We start from the raw sequence: 16,651 nt of genomic DNA, 5'->3' as shown, positions 1-16,651 counted from the left end.
CAATCACGGTCTACCCGCCGGGTAATGCGAAGCCGATACTCGACTCCGACAACAAGGCAGCCTGCCTTGAACTTCTGGAGATCGACATGACCACTCAACACCTCAGCGGTAAAGTAGCTCTGATTCAAGGCGGTTCACGCGGTATCGGTGCTGCCATCGTCAAACGCCTGGCCGCAGAAGGCGCAGCCGTCGCCTTCACCTATGTCAGCTCTACCGCCAAAGCCGAAGACCTGCAAAACAGCATCATCTCCGCCGGCGGCAAAGCCCTGGCCATCAAGGCCGACAGCGCCGATGCCGTTGCTATTCGCAATGCCGTCAACGCCACCGTCGAGACCTTCGGCCGCCTGGACATCCTGGTCAACAACGCAGGCGTTCTGGCCGTCGCACCGCTGGAGGACTTTAAACTCGAAGACTTCGACCAGACCCTGGCCATCAACGTACGCAGTGTGTTCATCGCCACCCAGGAAGCCGCCCGCCACATGACCGAAGGCGGTCGCATCATCAACATCGGCAGCACCAATGCCGAGCGCATGCCTTTCGCCGGCGGTGGCCCGTACGCCATGAGCAAATCGGCACTGGTCGGCCTGACCAAAGGCCTGGCTCGCGACCTCGGCCCGCGGGGTATCACCGTCAACAACGTACAACCAGGCCCGGTGGACACTGACATGAACCCCGCCAGCGGCGACTTCGCTGATAGCCTGATCCCGCTGATGGCGGTGGGTCGTTACGGCAACGTGGAAGAAATCGCCAGCTTCGTCGCTTACCTCGCAGGTCCCGAAGCTGGCTACATCACCGGTGCCAGCCTGACCATCGACGGTGGTTTCGGCGCCTGATACACCGTTCGATTGAAACAAAAACGCCGGCAATCAATTGCCGGCGTTTTTTTGTGTCAGGGACTTTTGTCTCAGGGACTACCGAATGATCAGCCCCATTCAAGCGCCGGCAAGCCACATGCACTGGGCTTGAACGCCTTCAACGTACGAAGAATGCCATCGGCGTGTGCGTACTTTTCGTCGGCCATCGCCGCATCCGGGACCGCAATCGCCGTCATTCCTGCCGCTTTGGCTGCAGTGACGCCGAACGGCGAATCTTCGAATACCAGACAATCCCGAGGCGCGACCCCAAGGCGTCGTGCCGCCGTCAGGAAAATATCCGGCGCCGGTTTCGCCGCCCCCACTTCCGGGTCGTCAGCGGTGACGATGAAGTCGAACAGCGCGAACCAGTCGCGGTGCAAGGTGGTTTTCTGACCAAACGACTGACGCGAAGAACTGGTGCCCACCGCGATAGGAATGTTGTTGGCTTTCAAGTGCCGAACCAGTTCCTCCGCGCCGGGCATCGCCAGCGCCGTCGGAAAACGCTCGCGCATCAAGGGCTCGCGGATCACCAAAAACTCTTCGGCGGTGATCGGCAGGTCCAGCGCCTCGACCACATAGCGCGCCAGATCACCCGCGCCACGGCCAATGATGTTCTGTTTGACGCTCCAGTCGAAGGTCCGCCCATAACGCTCGGCAATGATGGACGTGACCTCGGTGTAAATGCCCTCGGTGTCCAGCAGCAAACCGTCCATATCGAAAATCACGGCCTTGATCGGACCGAACTCATCCAAGGGTGCACTCATCGCATCTGATCCGTTTTCTCACGACATCTCAGGGCGGCTCAGGTATGGCCGGATCCGTGATGGATTAAAGGGTTCAGCAGCATAGCGAGCGCGATTGGTCGAGAGCAACGGGCAATGCCTGGCGGATACAAAATCCTCTGCCAAGGGCGCCGTGATGATTTAGCGATTTCCCCTACACCAAACACCTCCTTTCCCGACTTCTTTCCTTTTTGATCCCCCGCAAAGTCTCTCGCTCCACATTGATCTGCGCGAGGGATTGCGAATGTTCGAACCTGACAAGGTCCTGGCCTTGAACAACGCCATCGGTCTGTTGGTGGTCGCCGCCATGAACCCCGAGCAGCCGAACATCGAAGCGCTGCTCAGTGATTTCCGACTCTGCCTCAACGACTACGAGGCCTGGGCGGAAAACTTCTGGACCGGTGGCGCGCTGAACGTCGAGCAAGTGTTCAAGGTCGGCAACGAAGTCCGACTCAGCGCACCGAAGGACTCCACCGCGCCTGTCAGTTCGACACTCGCCGTGTGCCCGGCCAGCGGTCCGTTGACCCTGGTGCATATGTTTGAAGCCGCGCGTTTCGTGCCGATCGGCGATACGCCGGTGATGCTCGAGCCGGTTATCTCCCAGCACAACGGTGAGCTCACGTTCGGTGAGCCCGTCCACGCAACCATCGGCCCCAGCGGCATTCTCGAAATCCCCGAATGCTGGCGCGGCCATCGCTATCGCATCACCTTCTTTCCCGATGTCACCACTGAACACGTCAAAGCGCTCTACGCCTCCTATCAGGGCGTGATCGGCGAGCTGGAAGGCTGGTTGCGCAACGAATGGACGAGCGAATTCGAGCCTTTATGGGCAGATTTTTCCAAAGCTGGTTTCACTCAACGCTACGGCCTGCTGCAACAGGCTGACTGGCACAGTTTCGAGCGTTCGCTGCACGGCTTGTGGGATGACGTGAAGCAGGTCTACGCACTGGTGGCGGACCTGCAAGGCAGCAGCGAAAAACTCCTTGAGTACCTGACACAAGGCGAGCTTGAGACGCTGCTGAACGCTTCGGCTGAAACCATTGCCAATGTGTTGCTGATGTTGAGCGATGAGCCGTTGATGTTCATCCATCTCGCCGCCTTCACCAGTTGGCTGAGGATGTTGCCGCCGCAGTTCATCGCCGAAGTCGTGGCACAAGTTCGTACGGAAATATTAATCAGCTTCCTGCTGGTGCGTCTCACAGGTCCTACGGGCCTGAAGCTCGGCATGAGCGCCAAAGTGCTGGACAAGATCAAGTCCCATCGGGCTCGACAATGGTTGGCGACTGCCAGTTCGCGACTGGCCGAACTGACGGCCAAATCCGACCTGACAGCCCACGCTGGTGTCCTCAAACCGCTCGTGGTCAGTGCGCGCAATGCACCGCTGAAACCTGCACCGACGGTTCCACTGCAGATCAGCGCCGGCAACTCACCGGTTGTGCAGGTGAACAATCCACTCGCCATTGCCCGCGACAAGTCTGCAGCCAAGACCCGGCTGGGCCGTCACGAACCCCACGACGATGCACCGAATCAAGCGAAAAACCCCAATGGCGACAGCGCCGATTGCTCGGCACTGACCTGCACCAACGGCTGTCCTGTGTCGATGGTCAGCGGCGAAGAACTGCTGACCCTGACCGACGGTGCGCTGGACGGGCTGCTGCCGTTTGCCTTCACCCGGTTGTACCGCACCAGCGCGGTGGAGATCGATTGCGGGCTGGGCTGGGGCTGGAGCCATTCGCTGGCGCAGCGGTTGGAGCTGGGCGTTGAACAGGTCGTCTGGATCGACCATGAAAACCGTCGCACCACGTTCCCGCTGCCGAGCAGCGAACGCCCGGCGATCCACAACAGCCTGTCGCGCGCGGCGATTTACCTCGGTGATGACCCCGAGGAACTGATCCTCGCGCTGGCCGGCGAGACGAACCGGTTCTACCACTTTCACAACGGTCGACTGACGGCGATCAGCGACGCCTACGACAACCGATTGCGCATCACTCGCGACCGCCAGGAACGTATTCAACGCCTCGACAACGGTGCCGGTCGTTCGCTGCTGTTGTGCTACGAGCGCAGGCACCTCATCGCCGTCGAATACCAGTCGTTTCACCCCAGCGATGACTTGGGTGAAGCCTGGCGTACAGAGCAGACGCTGGCTTTCTACCGCTACGACGCCCGCCAGCGCTTGATCGAAGCGACCAGTGCCGCCGGGGAAAGCGAGCGTTACGACTACGACGACAACCACGTCATTTTGCAGCGGCAGCTGGCCGGTGGCGCGAGTTTCTTCTGGGAGTGGGAACGGTCTGGCAAGGCCGCACGCTGCGTGCGGCATTGGGCGTCGTTTGCGCAGATGGACACGCGGTATGCCTGGGATGACCAGGGCAGCGTCACCGTCCGGAACATCGACGGCAGCGAAGAGGTTTACGCCCACGACGAGCGGGCGCGGCTGGTGCGCCGGGTCGAGCTGGATGGCGGTGAGCAGCTCAAAAGCTACGACGACAGCGGGCGGTTGATTGCTGAGCAGGATCCGTTGGGGGCCGTCACCGAATACCGTTACGACGACGTCGGACGGCTGGTGACACTGATTCCACCGCAGGACGAACCGACGGCCTACGAGTATCGCAACGGTTTCCTGCATGCGCGCTATCGCGGTCAGGCGGTGTGGAAATACCAGCGCAATGCCCAGGGCGATGTCACCGAGGCGACCGATCCCGACGGTCAGATCACCCATTACCACTACGACGAACAAGGCCGGCTACTGTCGATCCGCTACCCGGACACCAGTCGACATGTCTTTGTCTGGAATGCCCTGGGTCAGTTGCTTGAGGAAACACTGCCAGATGGTGGGCAGCGGCGCTTTTCCTACGATGCGCTGGGACGGCAGACGACTCATCAGGACGAACACGGTGCCGTCACCCAGTACCAATGGGACGCCATTGGCCGACTGGTCCAGACAACATTCCCTACCGGAGCCACCCGCGGGTTCAGCTACAACGCCTACGGCAAGATCACCGCCGAACGCGATGAACTGGGCCGCATCACCCGCTACGAATACGTCGACGATTTGCACCTGGTCAGCCGCCGGATCAATCCCGACGGCACCCAGCTCCAGTACCGCTATGACAATGCGCAGCTGCTGCTGACGGAAATCGAGAACGAATCCGGCGAACACTATCGGCTGGACTACACGCCCAGCGGCCTGATCCGACAGGAAACCGGCTTCGACGGCCGTCGTACCGCGTACGCCTACGATCTCAATGGGCACCTGCTGGAGAAAACCGAGTTCGGCGATGACGGCTCGCAGCTGGTGACGGCTTACAAGCGGGATTCGGCCGGGCGCTTGCTGGTCAAGACCTTGCCCGACGGCATCCAGGTCGAATACCGCTACGACTCGTTGGGCCGGCTGACCCGCGTCGACGACGGCCACGATCACCCGCTGGAGTTCGAGTACGACCAGCAGGACCGGCTGATCACCGAGCACCAAGGCTGGGGCACGTTGCGTTATGGCTACGACGCCTGCGGCCAGCTCAACCGCCTGCGCCTGCCGGACGGCAGCAAACTCGACTACCGCCACGCCAAGGGCGGTGCGCTGACGGCCATTGACCTCAATGGCGCACGACTGACCTCGCATACTTTCCTCGCCGGTCGCGAACAAAACCGCCAACAGGGCCTGCTGCTCAGTGAATATGCCTACGACGAACAGGGCCGTCTGAAGGCCCACGCTGTCGGCCAGCACCAACATCCGCTCTACCGCCGCGACTATGCCTATAGCCTCAATGGCAATCTCGACAGCATCGCCGACACCCGCCATGGCCAGCGCAGCTATCAGTACGACCCGCTCAATCGACTGATCCGCGTGCGCCACTCCCGCGACCAACAGCCGGAAAGCTACGCCCACGACCCAGCCGGTAACCTGCTGATGCAGGACCGCCCCGGCCCGACGTCCGTCAAAGGCAATCGCCTGTTGATGCAGGGCGATCGCCACTTCGACTACGACACCTTCGGCAACCTGATCCGCGAGCGCCGTGGCACCGGGCAGAAACTGGTCACCGAATACCGCTACGACTGCCAGCATCGGCTGGTCGGCGTCACTACGCCGGATGGTCGTTGTTCAAGTTATCGCTACGACGCCTTCGGCCGCCGCATCGCCAAAACCGTCGACGGCAAAACCATCGAGTTTTTCTGGCAAGGCGACCACCTCGTCGCCGAACACAGCCAGGACCACCATCGCAGCTACGTCTACGAACCCGGCAGCTTCCGCCCGCTGGCGATGCTCGACGGCAAAGGCCCGCGTAAGGCTTGTCCCTTCTACTACCAGCTCGACCACCTCGGCACCCCGCAAGAACTCACGGACTACAGTGGCGACATCATCTGGGCCGCCCGATACACCGCCTATGGCCGCCTCACCCGCCTCAACCGCGACACCCACCAGGTCTTCGATCAACCGCTGCGCTTTCAAGGGCAGTATTACGACGCGGAAACCGGCCTGCATTACAACCGGCATCGCTACTACAATCCGGATATCGGCCGGTACCTGACGCCGGACCCGAGCAAGTTGGCGGGCGGGTTAAACGGCTATCAGTACACGCGCAATCCGGCGGGTTGGGTTGATCCGTTGGGGTTGAGTGAATGCCCTGGGGGGGATGGGTGTAAGACGCCGTCGTTTGGGGATGAGGATCCGGCGGGTAAGACGGGGGTTGATGAGGGGGAGCCAAAAACTCCCTCCCCCAAAAGAGAAGAGGATTACTTATATCGCGGGGACGAGCGAGGGCCTGATGATGTATTTCAAAATGGTTTTAAAAGCAAAGGAAAAAGCAATGATTTATTGCTCCACTCTATAGACAGTGAAAATCCACCCAGTAATTTTATCAGCACATCACCGTCGCGAGATGTTGGCAAGCTTTTCGCCACTGGATATCACACAAAAGTAGGTTACCTCTATACCCTTCAAAAAATAGATGGGTATGACTTACAAAAAGAGCTTGGACAAGCTTATCTTTTCGGACCAGAAAAAGAGATAGCCATAGCTAACCGTATAGAGAATGTCGACGTACTTGGCGCAACGCTAATCATAGATGACGGCCGAGAGCTCGGCTATTCCATACCAAATCCGTACAGGAAAATAAAAAAATGATATCAAAGGTTGAAATCACCATAAGCATTGACGGCATAAAGGAAGTCGCCAACCTTATATGCGACAACAAAGAAATAACCATAACTCTCACAATGAAAAATGGCTTTAACAAAAAATATTCGGACAGTGACTTTTATAGATGCTTCGCACGTGTCAGAGAGGACAATCCCAACATACAATTTCTCTGCAAGGGATCAAAAATCAACGTACATCCTTCCAGCATGTCATCACAAATGTCTCTTGGGTTGAAAGCATATGAATTGACATTGGGTAAAGCGTCGTCACTCACCGATGTAGTTTATATTTTTGATTATGATGAGAGCAATCTAACAAACGATCCAAATGAACAGCGATCTTTCTACAGATGCTGGATTGAATCAGAAAAGATCTAACCATCAAAAGCCCGGTTCACGTCCGGGCTAAATCAGCTTAAGGAACTCTAACCTCCCGCGCTATCATCTGTCCTATCCGTCCCAATACTCCCAGAACCACCTGATCCTCCAGACCCACTTCCAGAACCACTCCCCATCGAACTTCCACCACTCACCGACCCGCTGCCCTTCCCCGGGTCGATGCTACTCCCGTTGGTATCACCACCATTCCCACCACCAAGGGTGTCCGGTGGCAGCGCCTTCCCATCCGAGGTACCCGCATTCATTTCCGAATAAGGCGGCATCCCGCCCTTGTCGACCGGCGCATCGCGACCGGTAGATTCAGCAAACGTCGTCAATGAACTGATCGACAAAAAGCCGACCATCGTAAGCGCCATCCATTTTGATCTGATCATGGTGCATCTCCTTTAAAGAGTGCTTTACCTGATCTCTGGCGGTGATCGCTTTTAAAAGGTGTCGCTCAATCGACAATCTGCGATGCACCACCACACAGGTTTCAGCTCGGTTCCCCCGAAGCGTCATCGCCGGCGATGTCCGGGTCTTCCGGGTCGGCTTCCACATTACCGCGCCTCACATCATCGGCGGGCACCTGTTCCACAGCGGTGTCGTCATCGTCGGGCGGGCGCTGGTCACGGCGCAGCGAATTGGTGGGCGAAGGCAGCGGATATTCGGGGGTATCGTCGATATCGGAGTCTTTCGGATCAGCGTTCATAACGCACCTCTCAATGGACCTGAAAAGCAGATCCTTGCCTTTCGAGGCCAACACGACAGACACGGTTCGATCAGAGGGATCGAGGTCGGCCCGACCGCAAAATCACTCGTCGTCTTCCTCGTCATACTCATCATTCTCCAGATTGCCCACATCGCCTGCGTCATCGGCATCGTTGAGCGGTACCGTGGCGTCGTCCATCAGGGACCCCGGATCTTCGTTGCCAGGATCGTTGATCGGGCCTTCTTCTTCCTTGTCTTCGGTTTCCGGACTCATGGGCATGCCTCACAACGTTCAGAGTTATATAAAGTTCGAGAGGTCCTACGGCAAATCGTTCCAGCGTCCTATCGATAGAAACGAAAAACCCGGCACTCGGCCGGGTTTTACTTTAACTCGATATCGAGTTAGTGATTCTTGTACTTATTTTTATGCTTGTGTTTGTAGTAGCCGCCACCGGAATGCGAACTGCCGCGGTCATCACCCATGTTGCTGCCCACCGCGCCACCGGCTGCGCCGCCCAGGCCTGCGCCAATGGCCGAACCCGTGGAGCCACCCAGGCTGTTGCCGATCACCGAACCGCCCGCCGCGCCGAGACCACCGCCAACGGCCGCTTCTGTGCGACTGCCCTTGCGCGCACCGACCGCACTGCCTGCCGCACCGCCGACGCCAGCGCCCACCGCGGCCCCGGTGCTGCCGCCCAACTGCCCGCCGACTACGTTGCCCAACACACCGCCAAGACCACCGCCGACTGCAGCATCACCGTTGCCGCCCGCCATTGCGCCCTGAGCGACCAAAAGCCCCAAAAACACCGTGGACAATGTCAAACGCATGAAACGCATGATATGCACCTCTAATTTCCGCATTGGGGGAAGAAACGTGCCGCGGATAGGCATCAGCCTGCATCTGGGTCTGTTATACAGAAAACCAATACCGACTGTATGAGATTTGAGCCACATGATGCAGAAACGTTCCAAAACGAAAAAGCCCGGCATTAAGCCGGGCTTTTTCAGCTGACCTTCAGAATCAATGACGCTTTTTGGACAGGTTGCTGCCTACGCCGCCACCCAATGCGCCACCCAGGCCTGCGCCGATGGTGGAGCCGGTCTTGCCGCCCAGGCTGTTACCGATTATCGAACCGCCGGCCGCGCCAACACCGCCGCCGATGGCCGCTTTGGTGCGGCTGCCTTTACGTGCGGCAACAGCGCTGCCGGCTGCACCCGCTACGCCAGCACCAATCGCTGCGCCAGTGCTGCCGCCCATTTTCTGGCCAACCACGTTACCCAACGCACCACCCAGACCACCACCGAGCGCGGCTGTGCCGTCGCCGGCAGCCATCGCACCTTGAGCAACCAAAAGGCCCAGAACCAGAGCAGGCAGTGTCAAACGCATAACAAGAACCTCAAAAAAGTGGGAACCGAAAGGCCGGAGATTGAATGCTTTAGCGGAGGGAAAGTCCAGACACAAAACCAGAACAACCTCGCCATTGGCGACGGTTGGACAGCGTTTATGCAAAAGGTTTTATGACAGGCAAAAAAAAGCCCGCTGGGGAGACGGGCCAGGGTACTGCTTTCTAACGGATGAGCTGAGCCTACGGAGGCCGGTGTGAAAAGTTTGTGAAAAAAATACCAGTGCTCGCAAAGTTGTAGGACATTTCTCGGCATTGCCACCGAGCCACCCTTCCTGCCCTTCAGAAACAAGAAACCCCGCTCAATGACGGGGTTCGTGCTGTGATCGGTTTACTTCCTGGAGGGCGCCCCCAGCTTGGGCATAAATTTCGATTTCGGCCCTCGGGTCCTAGGCACTGCAGATTTGATTTTGTTGATTTTGATACGGTCTTCGCCGAAGCTCGGCACATAGTCCGTCTGACCACACTGCACGCAATCATTGATTGGAAACTCTGCACCGTCGTCTTCGATATACGGCTCAGCCATATCTTCGCTCCTCTCAAAACGGGTCGATACCGGCAAGCCCTTTTTGCCTGAAAAATATCGACCACCCTGGTTTTTGAGACTAGCCGGTCATTCCCAGACTTGTGATTCAGATCGTTACATGCCCGACGAATGGCCAGTACCGAGCAACCTACCTCAGCTTGACCGCCGTCCCGGTCACAAACACCACCACCATCCCACCCTTGCCGGCAGGCATGCTGATCTCATAATCGAGCCCCACCACCGCATCCGCCTGAAGCACCCGCGCCCGCTCCTTGATCTCCTCGGTCGCCTGAACCCGCGCCTCCTTCAATGCCCGCTCCAACGTCTGAGAACGCCCACCGAAAAAATCCCGCATCCCGGCGAACATGTCGCGAATCACGTTAACGCCCTGCACCGACTCGGCGCTGACGATGTCCAGGTAGGCGGTGATTTGCCGACCTTCGATGGTGTGGGTAGTGGTGGTGATCATGGGATGTCCTTGTTCAGAGCTGTCATCAATGGCTGAAACGACGAAACTGACTCGAGGGTTTGGGCACCGAGGTCGATTCCGCTCGAGGAGTTTGGCAGTCTAATGCATGAAATCCAGACGCCAGAAACCACAAAACCCCTGACTTCTCTCGAAATCAGGGGTTTTATGTATATCGAATGTGGCGGTGAAGGAGAGATTCGAACTCTCGATACAGTTTCCTGTATACACACTTTCCAGGCGTGCTCCTTAAGCCACTCGGACACTTCACCGTATCTCGTCAAACTTATTCAGTCTGTCGAGGCGCGCTAATGTAGTCGAAAGCTTTTCTGATGGCAAATATTTTTTTCAGAATTTTCATGCGCTTAACGCGATTAACGCTTTGGGGGCGTTCAAGGGCATGGCAAACCTGCCAATCTCCGGCTTCGCCTCCCCTTCTATATAGAAGCCAATGCACGATGGGCGGGGCGGACAATGCCTGGAGGGCCGGAAAAGGGTGACTGGCGGGTCAGTCACAGCGCTTTACCTGGCCTACAGCGGTGGGTAACGTCTGCCCTACTTTATTAGAAGGATTGGCGTCATGAGTGAGTTGATTTCCTACCATCTCGAAGACGGTATCGCGACCCTGACCTTGAGCAATGGCAAGGTCAATGCCATCTCTCCAGACGTGATTGTCGCGTTTAACGCTGCGCTGGATCGGGCGGTAGCGGATCGGGCGGTGGTGATCATTACCGGTCAGCCGGGAATTTTGTCGGGTGGTTATGATTTGAAGGTGATGACGGCCGGCCCTAACGAGGCCATGGCGCTGGTGGCTGCGGGTTCGACCCTGGCTCGTCGCCTGCTGTCGCATCCGTTCCCGGTGGTCGTGGCGTGTCCTGGGCATGCGGTGGCCAAGGGTGCGTTTCTTCTGTTGTCGGCTGACTACCGCATCGGTGTCGATGGCCCGTTCAGCATTGGCCTGAACGAAGTGCAGATCGGCATGACCATGCACCATGCCGGTATCGAACTGGCCCGTGATCGTCTGCGCAAGTCGGCGTTTCATCGCGCGGTGATCAACGCCGAGATGTTCAACCCGCAGAGTGCCGTGGATGCCGGCTTCCTCGATAAGGTGGTGTCGGCCGAAGAGCTGCAAGGCGCGGCGCTGGCGGCGGCTCGTCAGTTGAAGAAGCTCAACATGATCGCCCACAAGAACACCAAGTTGAAAACGCGCAAGGCGCTGCTGGAGACGCTGGACAACGCGATCATCCTGGATCAGGAGCACATGGGCTAAGCCCGAACGCGTTGCACCGAAAAGCCCGACCGTCGTGTCGGGCTTTTTCTTGGGTGTCTGGTTTAAAACCTTACAACCGCTCTAGGCCGCATCTGACCCACAAGTCGGAAACATGCGCTCAAAAATCGGCTATCTCCCACTTCTATAGCGGCAATTGCCGAAAACAGTGCACATCCGTACACTGCGCCACCTTTTGTCCCGGTGGGCCTTTAAATGCTGTTTGTGTTTCGTATGTTGTTGATGGGCCTGCACTTTATTCTGGCCGGTGTGCTCGGAGTGATTCTCGGGCTGTGCCGTCCGTTCAATCCGGACAACAGCCGTTTGTGCGCCCGTCTGTATGCGTGGCCGGCAATGTGTATTTTGCGCTTGCGGGTTAAGGCCGATGTCGGGCCGTTGATGGATAAACCCGACAGCTGCGTGATCATCGCCAACCACCAGTCCAACTACGATCTGTTTGTGTTCGGCAACGTGGTGCCCCGCCGTACCGTGTGCATTGGCAAGAAGAGCCTGAAGTGGGTGCCGCTGTTCGGGCAGTTGTTCTGGCTGGCCGGCAATGTGTTGATCGATCGCGGCAATGCGCACAAGGCACGCCAGTCGATGCTGACCACCACGCACACCTTGCAAAATGAAGACACCTCGATCTGGGTCTTCCCCGAGGGCACCCGCAACTTGGGCGAAGAGCTGCTGCCGTTCAAGAAAGGCGCGTTCCAGATGGCGATCGCCGCCGGCGTGCCAATCGTGCCGGTGTGTGTCAGCAGTTACGTCAAACACATGCGATTGAACCGCTGGCGCAGTGGGAAGATTCTGATCCGTTCGTTACCGGCAATTCCTACGGCTGGATTGAGTCTGGATGACATGCCGATGTTGATCGCCCAGTGCCGCGAACAGATGCGTGAGTGCATCGACTCGATGGATCGGCAGCTGCAAGCCGCCTGAATGAAACCCGCCCTGTGCGGGTTTTCTTTTGCCTGCGAACTCTACCGATTTTGCTGACTCTCAAGCAGTAGACAAGGTTAAGCTGAAACCTGCCTGGCACCGCCAGTCTTTACCAATAGAAAGCGACCGATAAGAAGTGAATCATCATGGGTAGAGTCGTTGCTGCTGCGGTTTACAGCGCCGGTAAGAAAGTCACCAACATCACCCTCGACGAAGGCGCTGCCTGGGCTGCCAAGCCTGGCCACTTTGTGTGGATCGGCCTCGAAGAGCCCAATGCGCAGGAGCTGTTCAACCTGCAACGCCAGTTCAACCTGCACGAACTGGCCATCGAAGACGCCCTGGAAAAACACAGCCGACCGAAGCTGGAAACGTTCGGCGATGCGCTGTTCATCGTCACGTATTCGCCGATCCGCCATGAAGGCAAATTGCAGTTCATCGAGACGCATATCTTCGCCGGCAAGGGTTACATCATTACCGCACGTAACGGTCATTCGGCGTCCTACGCCCATGTCCGACAGCGTTGTGAGGCGCGCCCGCTTTTGCTGGAGCATGGGGAAGATTTCGTACTCTATGCCATCCTCGATTTCGTGATTGAAAACTACCAGCCGATGGGCGAAGCGATTCATGCCGAGATCGATGAGCTGGAGAGCAATGTCCTCTGCGGTTCCCTGAACGAGCGCGATATCCAGAAACTCCACGGCCTGCGCCGCGATGTATTGCGCTTGCGCCGGTATGCGGCACCGATGGTGGAGATCGGTGAGGAATTGCAAAAGCTGAGCTTTCCGTTTATCGACAAAAATATGCGCCCGTATTTCCGCGATGTGCAGATTCATGTCACGCGGCAACTGGAAGACCTGACGACCCTGGCGGACATTGCCAGCCAGACCATCGAGGTCGGGGTGTTGCTGGAGGCGTCACGCCAGAGCGTGGTGCAACGCAAGTTTGCGGCATGGGCGGCGATTCTGGCGTTCCCGACCGCGGTGGCCGGGATCTATGGGATGAACTTCCAGAACATGCCGGAGTTGAGCTGGCATTACGGGTATTTCGCGGTGCTGGGGTTTATTACCGTTGGGTGCGTCGGTTTGTGGGCGAGCTTCAAAAAGTCTGGGTGGTTGTAGTCGGAACCGAGGCGTCTGCAAAATTCGCGGGCAGCCTCGCTCCTACAGGTTATCCGTAGGACCGAGGCTTGCCCGCGAAGCTTTTAAGGCTTAACCGAGTCAGTCTCAGGCTTGTGCGCCACAAACCGCATCATCCACTCTGCGACGGTAGTGCCGTGATGCTCGTGTTCAAGACTCGCCATACCTTGCGAATAAATCTGCTCGCCCAGCGCCTCCTGGCGGATATCCAGCAGCGCCCGCGAGTAATCGTGAATGAACTCCGGATGCCCCTGGAAGCACAGCACCTGATCGTTGATGTGGTACGCGGCGAACGGGCAGAAATCGCTAGAAGCAATCACCGTCGCGTTTTCCGGCAATGCGGTGACCTGATCCTGGTGACTGATCAGCAACGTCAGTTCTTCCCTCACCGGACTCATCCACGGCGCCTTGGCCGCGAGTTTGTATTTGTGGGTGCCGACGCCCCAGCCCTGGGTCGCCCGCTCGCTCTTGCCGCCCAATAGCAGCGCCAACAGTTGGTGACCGAAGCACACGCCCAGCAGTTTGTCGCCACGCTCGTAGCGCTTCAGCAGATACGTCTTGAGGGTTTGAATCCATGGGTCGGTGCCGAAGGAATCGGCCTTGCTGCCGGTGACCAGATACGCATCGAAGGTCAGGTCATCGCTGGGATAATCGCCCTGCATCACGTTGTACACGCTGAATTCGGCCGCGATGGGTTGCTGCGAAAACAGACGCTGGAACATCTGCCCGTAACCCTGATATTGATCGACCAGTTCCGGACGCAGGATGTCGGTTTCCAGAATGCAGATGCGTAACGACATAAAAAATACCTGACACATGGTGGGAATAATGCACACCCCAGAGCCTGCCTTGAAACACGGTGGCAAGGCAAGCCCCGGAAGGCGTCATCGGTCCCTTGGAACGCCGCCTTAGAACAGCGCGTCCTTGGCGGCTTTCTCCAGCAACAGCGCAGGCGGCGTGAAGCGTTCGCCATATTGCTCGGCCAGGTACTGGGCGCGGGCAACAAAGTCTTTCACACCGTACTGGTTGATGAATTGCAGCGCACCGCCGGTCCAGGCTGCGAAGCCGATGCCGAAGATCGAGCCGACGTTGGCATCCGCTGTCGAGGTCAGCACGCCCTCCTCTACACAACGCACGGTTTCGATGGCTTGGATGAACAGCAGTCGATCACGCACATCCTTCGGCGAAATCTGCCCGTCAGTTTTCTCGAAACGGGTTTTCAGCTCCGGCCACAAATGTTTCTGCCCGGCGGCCGGGTAATCGTAGAAACCACCTCCAGCGGCCTTGCCCGGACGCTTGAATTCCTTGAGCAACAAGTCAATCACGGCAAACGCCGGGTGCTCAATCAGCGGTTTCCCTTCCGTTTGCAGGTCTTTGGCGGTTTGCTGGCGGATATGGCTCATGAGGCTGAGGGAAACTTCGTCGGAGATCGCCAGAGGCCCGACGGGCATGCCGGCCTTGCGCGCTTCGGTCTCGATCATCGGCGCGCTCACGCCTTCGCCGAGCATCGCGATGCCTTCGTTGGTGAAGGTGCCAAACACCCGCGACGTAAAAAAGCCACGACTGTCATTGACCACAATCGGAGTTTTCTTGATTTGCAGGACGAAATCGAAACCGCGAGCCAGGGTTTCGTCGCTGGTATGGACGCCTTTGATGATTTCCACCAACGGCATTTTCTCCACGGGACTGAAGAAATGCAGGCCGATGAATTTGCTCTGGTCTGGCACGGCGGTGGCCAGGCCACTGATCGGCAACGTCGAGGTATTGGAGGCGATCACCGCGTCCGGGCCGACGACGGTTTGCGCTGCCGATGAGACCCTGGCTTTAAGCTCGCGATCTTCAAACACCGCTTCGATAATCAAATCGCAACCAGCCAGATCCGCATCATTTTCGGTGGTATGGATTCGCGTCAGAATCGCCTCGCGCTGCTCCCGGCTCAACTGACCCCGAGCAACCTTCTTGTCCAGCAGCGCCGCCGAGTGAGCCTTGCCCTTCTCTGCCGCGGCGAGGTTGATGTCTTTGAGCACCACATCGATACCGGCTGAGGCGCTGACAAACGCGATGCCCGCGCCCATCATCCCGGCGCCGAGCACGCCGACTTTCTTCGTCACGTAAGGCGCTATGCCCTGAGGTCGCGAACCGCCGGCATTGATCTCATTGAGCTGGAACCAAAAGGTGCCGATGAGGTTTTTCGACACCTGGCCCGTAGTCAGTTCGGTGAAATAGCGGGTTTCGATCAGGTGCGCGGTGTCGAAATCCACCTGAGCGCCCTCCACCGCGGCGCAGAGGATTTTCTCCGGCGCGGGCAGGCACCCCTGGGTTTTACTACGTAGGATCGACGGCGTGATGGCCAGCATCTGCATGACTTTCGGATCCGACGGCGTACCGCCAGGGATCTGATAACCCTTCACATCCCAACGCTGCACAGCAACCGGATGAGCAGCAATCCACGCCCGCGCCTTGGCTATCAGCTCATCGTGATCGACAGCCAACTCATCGATCAACCTCGCTTGCAGCGCCTGTTGCGGGCGGATTTTCTTGCCTTCCAGCAGATACGGCAGAGCTTTTTCGATGCCCAGCATGCGCACCATGCGCACCACCCCGCCGCCGCCCGGCAACAGGCCGAGGGTGACTTCCGGCAGGCCAAGCAGCACCGACGGGTTGTCGAGCGCCACACGGTGATGGCATGCCAGGCAGATTTCCCAACCGCCGCCGAGCGCCGCACCGTTAATGGCGGCAACCACCGGTTTACCGAGGGTTTCCAGGGTGCGCAACTGGCCCTTGAGGGTCAGCACCATGTTGTAAAAGGCTTGGGCTTCGGACTTGCCGACCTTGATCAGTTCATTGAGGTCGCCACCGGCGAAGAAGGTTTTCTTGGCCGAGGTGATGATCACGCCGGCAATCGCATCCTTGTCGGCGACCAGGCGCTCGACACAGGTGGCCATGGCCTCGCGGTAGACCGCGTTCATGGTGTTGGCGCTCTGGCCCGGCATGTCGATGGTCAGGACGACGATCCGGTCCTGGCCCTTTTCGTAACGAATGGCTTGGGTCAT

Annotated in this window: 15 protein-coding genes and 1 tRNA gene; 6 read left to right on the top strand and 10 right to left on the bottom strand. The window is 58.1% G+C overall.

Annotated features, from left to right (window positions below; all coding sequences use genetic code 11):
- The first annotated feature begins 86 nt into the window (after nucleotides 1-86).
- Nucleotides 87-833 carry a 3-oxoacyl-ACP reductase family protein gene (locus ACEN8R_RS04525; RefSeq protein WP_018925243.1) on the top strand — a complete coding sequence of 249 codons (747 nt, stop codon included), beginning with the start codon at nucleotides 87-89 and terminating at the stop codon, nucleotides 831-833.
- 89 nt (nucleotides 834-922) lie between these two features.
- On the opposite strand, the gene ACEN8R_RS04520 is transcribed toward ACEN8R_RS04525, so the two are convergent.
- Complete coding sequence (locus ACEN8R_RS04520; RefSeq protein ID WP_018925242.1) at nucleotides 923-1,618, bottom strand: HAD-IA family hydrolase; 696 nt, start codon at nucleotides 1,616-1,618, stop codon at nucleotides 923-925.
- 262 nt (nucleotides 1,619-1,880) lie between these two features.
- On the opposite strand from ACEN8R_RS04520, the gene ACEN8R_RS04515 reads away from it, so the two are divergent.
- Both ACEN8R_RS04515 and ACEN8R_RS04510 read left to right on the top strand, forming a co-directional pair.
- Nucleotides 1,881-6,758, top strand: coding sequence for an RHS repeat-associated core domain-containing protein (locus ACEN8R_RS04515; protein WP_018925241.1), 4,878 nt, complete (start codon nucleotides 1,881-1,883; stop codon nucleotides 6,756-6,758).
- Nucleotides 6,755-7,150, top strand: coding sequence for a hypothetical protein (locus tag ACEN8R_RS04510; RefSeq protein WP_018925240.1), 396 nt, complete (start codon nucleotides 6,755-6,757; stop codon nucleotides 7,148-7,150). The genes ACEN8R_RS04515 and ACEN8R_RS04510 overlap by 4 nt, the downstream gene beginning before the upstream one ends.
- 496 nt (nucleotides 7,151-7,646) lie before the next feature.
- On the opposite strand, the gene ACEN8R_RS04505 is transcribed toward ACEN8R_RS04510, so the two are convergent.
- The 7 genes from ACEN8R_RS04505 to ACEN8R_RS04475 all read right to left on the bottom strand — a co-directional run bounded on the left by ACEN8R_RS04505 (nucleotide 7,647) and on the right by ACEN8R_RS04475 (nucleotide 10,528).
- Nucleotides 7,647-7,862, bottom strand: coding sequence for a hypothetical protein (locus ACEN8R_RS04505; protein WP_018925239.1), 216 nt, complete (start codon nucleotides 7,860-7,862; stop codon nucleotides 7,647-7,649).
- 102 nt (nucleotides 7,863-7,964) lie between these two features.
- On the bottom strand, nucleotides 7,965-8,135 hold the full coding sequence (locus ACEN8R_RS04500) for a hypothetical protein (RefSeq protein ID WP_018925238.1): 171 nt from the start codon (nucleotides 8,133-8,135) through the stop codon (nucleotides 7,965-7,967).
- A gap of 128 nt (nucleotides 8,136-8,263) precedes the next feature.
- Nucleotides 8,264-8,689: a glycine zipper domain-containing protein gene (locus tag ACEN8R_RS04495; protein WP_026286342.1), complete on the bottom strand. Its 426-nt coding sequence runs from the start codon at nucleotides 8,687-8,689 to the stop codon at nucleotides 8,264-8,266.
- A 193-nt stretch (nucleotides 8,690-8,882) separates the two neighbouring features.
- Nucleotides 8,883-9,248 carry a glycine zipper domain-containing protein gene (locus ACEN8R_RS04490; RefSeq protein WP_018925236.1) on the bottom strand — a complete coding sequence of 122 codons (366 nt, stop codon included), beginning with the start codon at nucleotides 9,246-9,248 and terminating at the stop codon, nucleotides 8,883-8,885.
- Between the two features lie 347 nt (nucleotides 9,249-9,595).
- Nucleotides 9,596-9,790 carry a hypothetical protein gene (locus tag ACEN8R_RS04485; protein WP_007940781.1) on the bottom strand — a complete coding sequence of 65 codons (195 nt, stop codon included), beginning with the start codon at nucleotides 9,788-9,790 and terminating at the stop codon, nucleotides 9,596-9,598.
- Nucleotides 9,791-9,938: 148 nt separating this feature from the next.
- Nucleotides 9,939-10,259 (bottom strand): YbjQ family protein, encoded by a 321-nt coding sequence (locus tag ACEN8R_RS04480; protein ID WP_018925235.1) that lies wholly within the window; start codon nucleotides 10,257-10,259, stop codon nucleotides 9,939-9,941.
- 179 nt (nucleotides 10,260-10,438) lie between these two features.
- A tRNA-Ser gene (locus ACEN8R_RS04475) sits at nucleotides 10,439-10,528 on the bottom strand.
- Between the two features lie 308 nt (nucleotides 10,529-10,836).
- Here ACEN8R_RS04475 and ACEN8R_RS04470 point away from each other — a divergent pair.
- The 3 genes from ACEN8R_RS04470 to ACEN8R_RS04460 all read left to right on the top strand — a co-directional run bounded on the left by ACEN8R_RS04470 (nucleotide 10,837) and on the right by ACEN8R_RS04460 (nucleotide 13,580).
- On the top strand, nucleotides 10,837-11,526 hold the full coding sequence (locus tag ACEN8R_RS04470; RefSeq protein WP_018925220.1) for a crotonase/enoyl-CoA hydratase family protein: 690 nt from the start codon (nucleotides 10,837-10,839) through the stop codon (nucleotides 11,524-11,526).
- Nucleotides 11,527-11,739: 213 nt separating this feature from the next.
- Complete coding sequence (locus tag ACEN8R_RS04465; RefSeq protein ID WP_018925219.1) at nucleotides 11,740-12,462, top strand: 1-acylglycerol-3-phosphate O-acyltransferase; 723 nt, start codon at nucleotides 11,740-11,742, stop codon at nucleotides 12,460-12,462.
- A 146-nt stretch (nucleotides 12,463-12,608) separates the two neighbouring features.
- Complete coding sequence (locus tag ACEN8R_RS04460; RefSeq protein ID WP_018925218.1) at nucleotides 12,609-13,580, top strand: magnesium and cobalt transport protein CorA; 972 nt, start codon at nucleotides 12,609-12,611, stop codon at nucleotides 13,578-13,580.
- An 83-nt stretch (nucleotides 13,581-13,663) separates the two neighbouring features.
- Here the strand turns inward: ACEN8R_RS04460 and ACEN8R_RS04455 are convergent, their stop codons facing one another.
- Both ACEN8R_RS04455 and ACEN8R_RS04450 read right to left on the bottom strand, forming a co-directional pair.
- Nucleotides 13,664-14,398, bottom strand: coding sequence for an amidotransferase (locus tag ACEN8R_RS04455; RefSeq protein ID WP_018925217.1), 735 nt, complete (start codon nucleotides 14,396-14,398; stop codon nucleotides 13,664-13,666).
- A gap of 108 nt (nucleotides 14,399-14,506) precedes the next feature.
- Nucleotides 14,507-16,651, bottom strand: a complete 2,145-nt coding sequence (locus ACEN8R_RS04450; protein ID WP_018925216.1) for a 3-hydroxyacyl-CoA dehydrogenase NAD-binding domain-containing protein — start codon at nucleotides 16,649-16,651, stop codon at nucleotides 14,507-14,509.

The sequence above is a fragment of the Pseudomonas sp. Pseusp15 genome (assembly GCF_059492165.1).
The sequence above is the reverse complement of the archived record's forward strand: the minus strand, read 5'-3'. Positions and strand labels throughout refer to the sequence as shown.

Bases quoted from the DNA above. Each gene is read 5' to 3' on its own strand.
- ACEN8R_RS04520 (WP_018925242.1), bottom strand. From the start codon at position 1,618: ATGAGTGCACCCTTGGATGAGTTCGGTCCGATCAAGGCCGTGATTTTC.
- ACEN8R_RS04465 (WP_018925219.1), top strand. From the start codon at position 11,740: ATGCTGTTTGTGTTTCGTATGTTGTTGATGGGCCTGCACTTTATTCTG.
- ACEN8R_RS04500 (WP_018925238.1), bottom strand. From the start codon at position 8,135: ATGAGTCCGGAAACCGAAGACAAGGAAGAAGAAGGCCCGATCAACGAT.
- ACEN8R_RS04505 (WP_018925239.1), bottom strand. From the start codon at position 7,862: ATGAACGCTGATCCGAAAGACTCCGATATCGACGATACCCCCGAATAT.
- ACEN8R_RS04525 (WP_018925243.1), top strand. From the start codon at position 87: ATGACCACTCAACACCTCAGCGGTAAAGTAGCTCTGATTCAAGGCGGT.
- ACEN8R_RS04455 (WP_018925217.1), bottom strand. From the start codon at position 14,398: ATGTCGTTACGCATCTGCATTCTGGAAACCGACATCCTGCGTCCGGAA.
- ACEN8R_RS04495 (WP_026286342.1), bottom strand. From the start codon at position 8,689: ATGCGTTTGACATTGTCCACGGTGTTTTTGGGGCTTTTGGTCGCTCAG.
- ACEN8R_RS04490 (WP_018925236.1), bottom strand. From the start codon at position 9,248: ATGCGTTTGACACTGCCTGCTCTGGTTCTGGGCCTTTTGGTTGCTCAA.
- ACEN8R_RS04460 (WP_018925218.1), top strand. From the start codon at position 12,609: ATGGGTAGAGTCGTTGCTGCTGCGGTTTACAGCGCCGGTAAGAAAGTC.
- ACEN8R_RS04470 (WP_018925220.1), top strand. From the start codon at position 10,837: ATGAGTGAGTTGATTTCCTACCATCTCGAAGACGGTATCGCGACCCTG.
- ACEN8R_RS04510 (WP_018925240.1), top strand. From the start codon at position 6,755: ATGATATCAAAGGTTGAAATCACCATAAGCATTGACGGCATAAAGGAA.
- ACEN8R_RS04450 (WP_018925216.1), bottom strand. From the start codon at position 16,651: ATGACCCAAGCCATTCGTTACGAAAAGGGCCAGGACCGGATCGTCGTC.
- ACEN8R_RS04480 (WP_018925235.1), bottom strand. From the start codon at position 10,259: ATGATCACCACCACTACCCACACCATCGAAGGTCGGCAAATCACCGCC.
- ACEN8R_RS04485 (WP_007940781.1), bottom strand. From the start codon at position 9,790: ATGGCTGAGCCGTATATCGAAGACGACGGTGCAGAGTTTCCAATCAAT.
- ACEN8R_RS04515 (WP_018925241.1), top strand. From the start codon at position 1,881: ATGTTCGAACCTGACAAGGTCCTGGCCTTGAACAACGCCATCGGTCTG.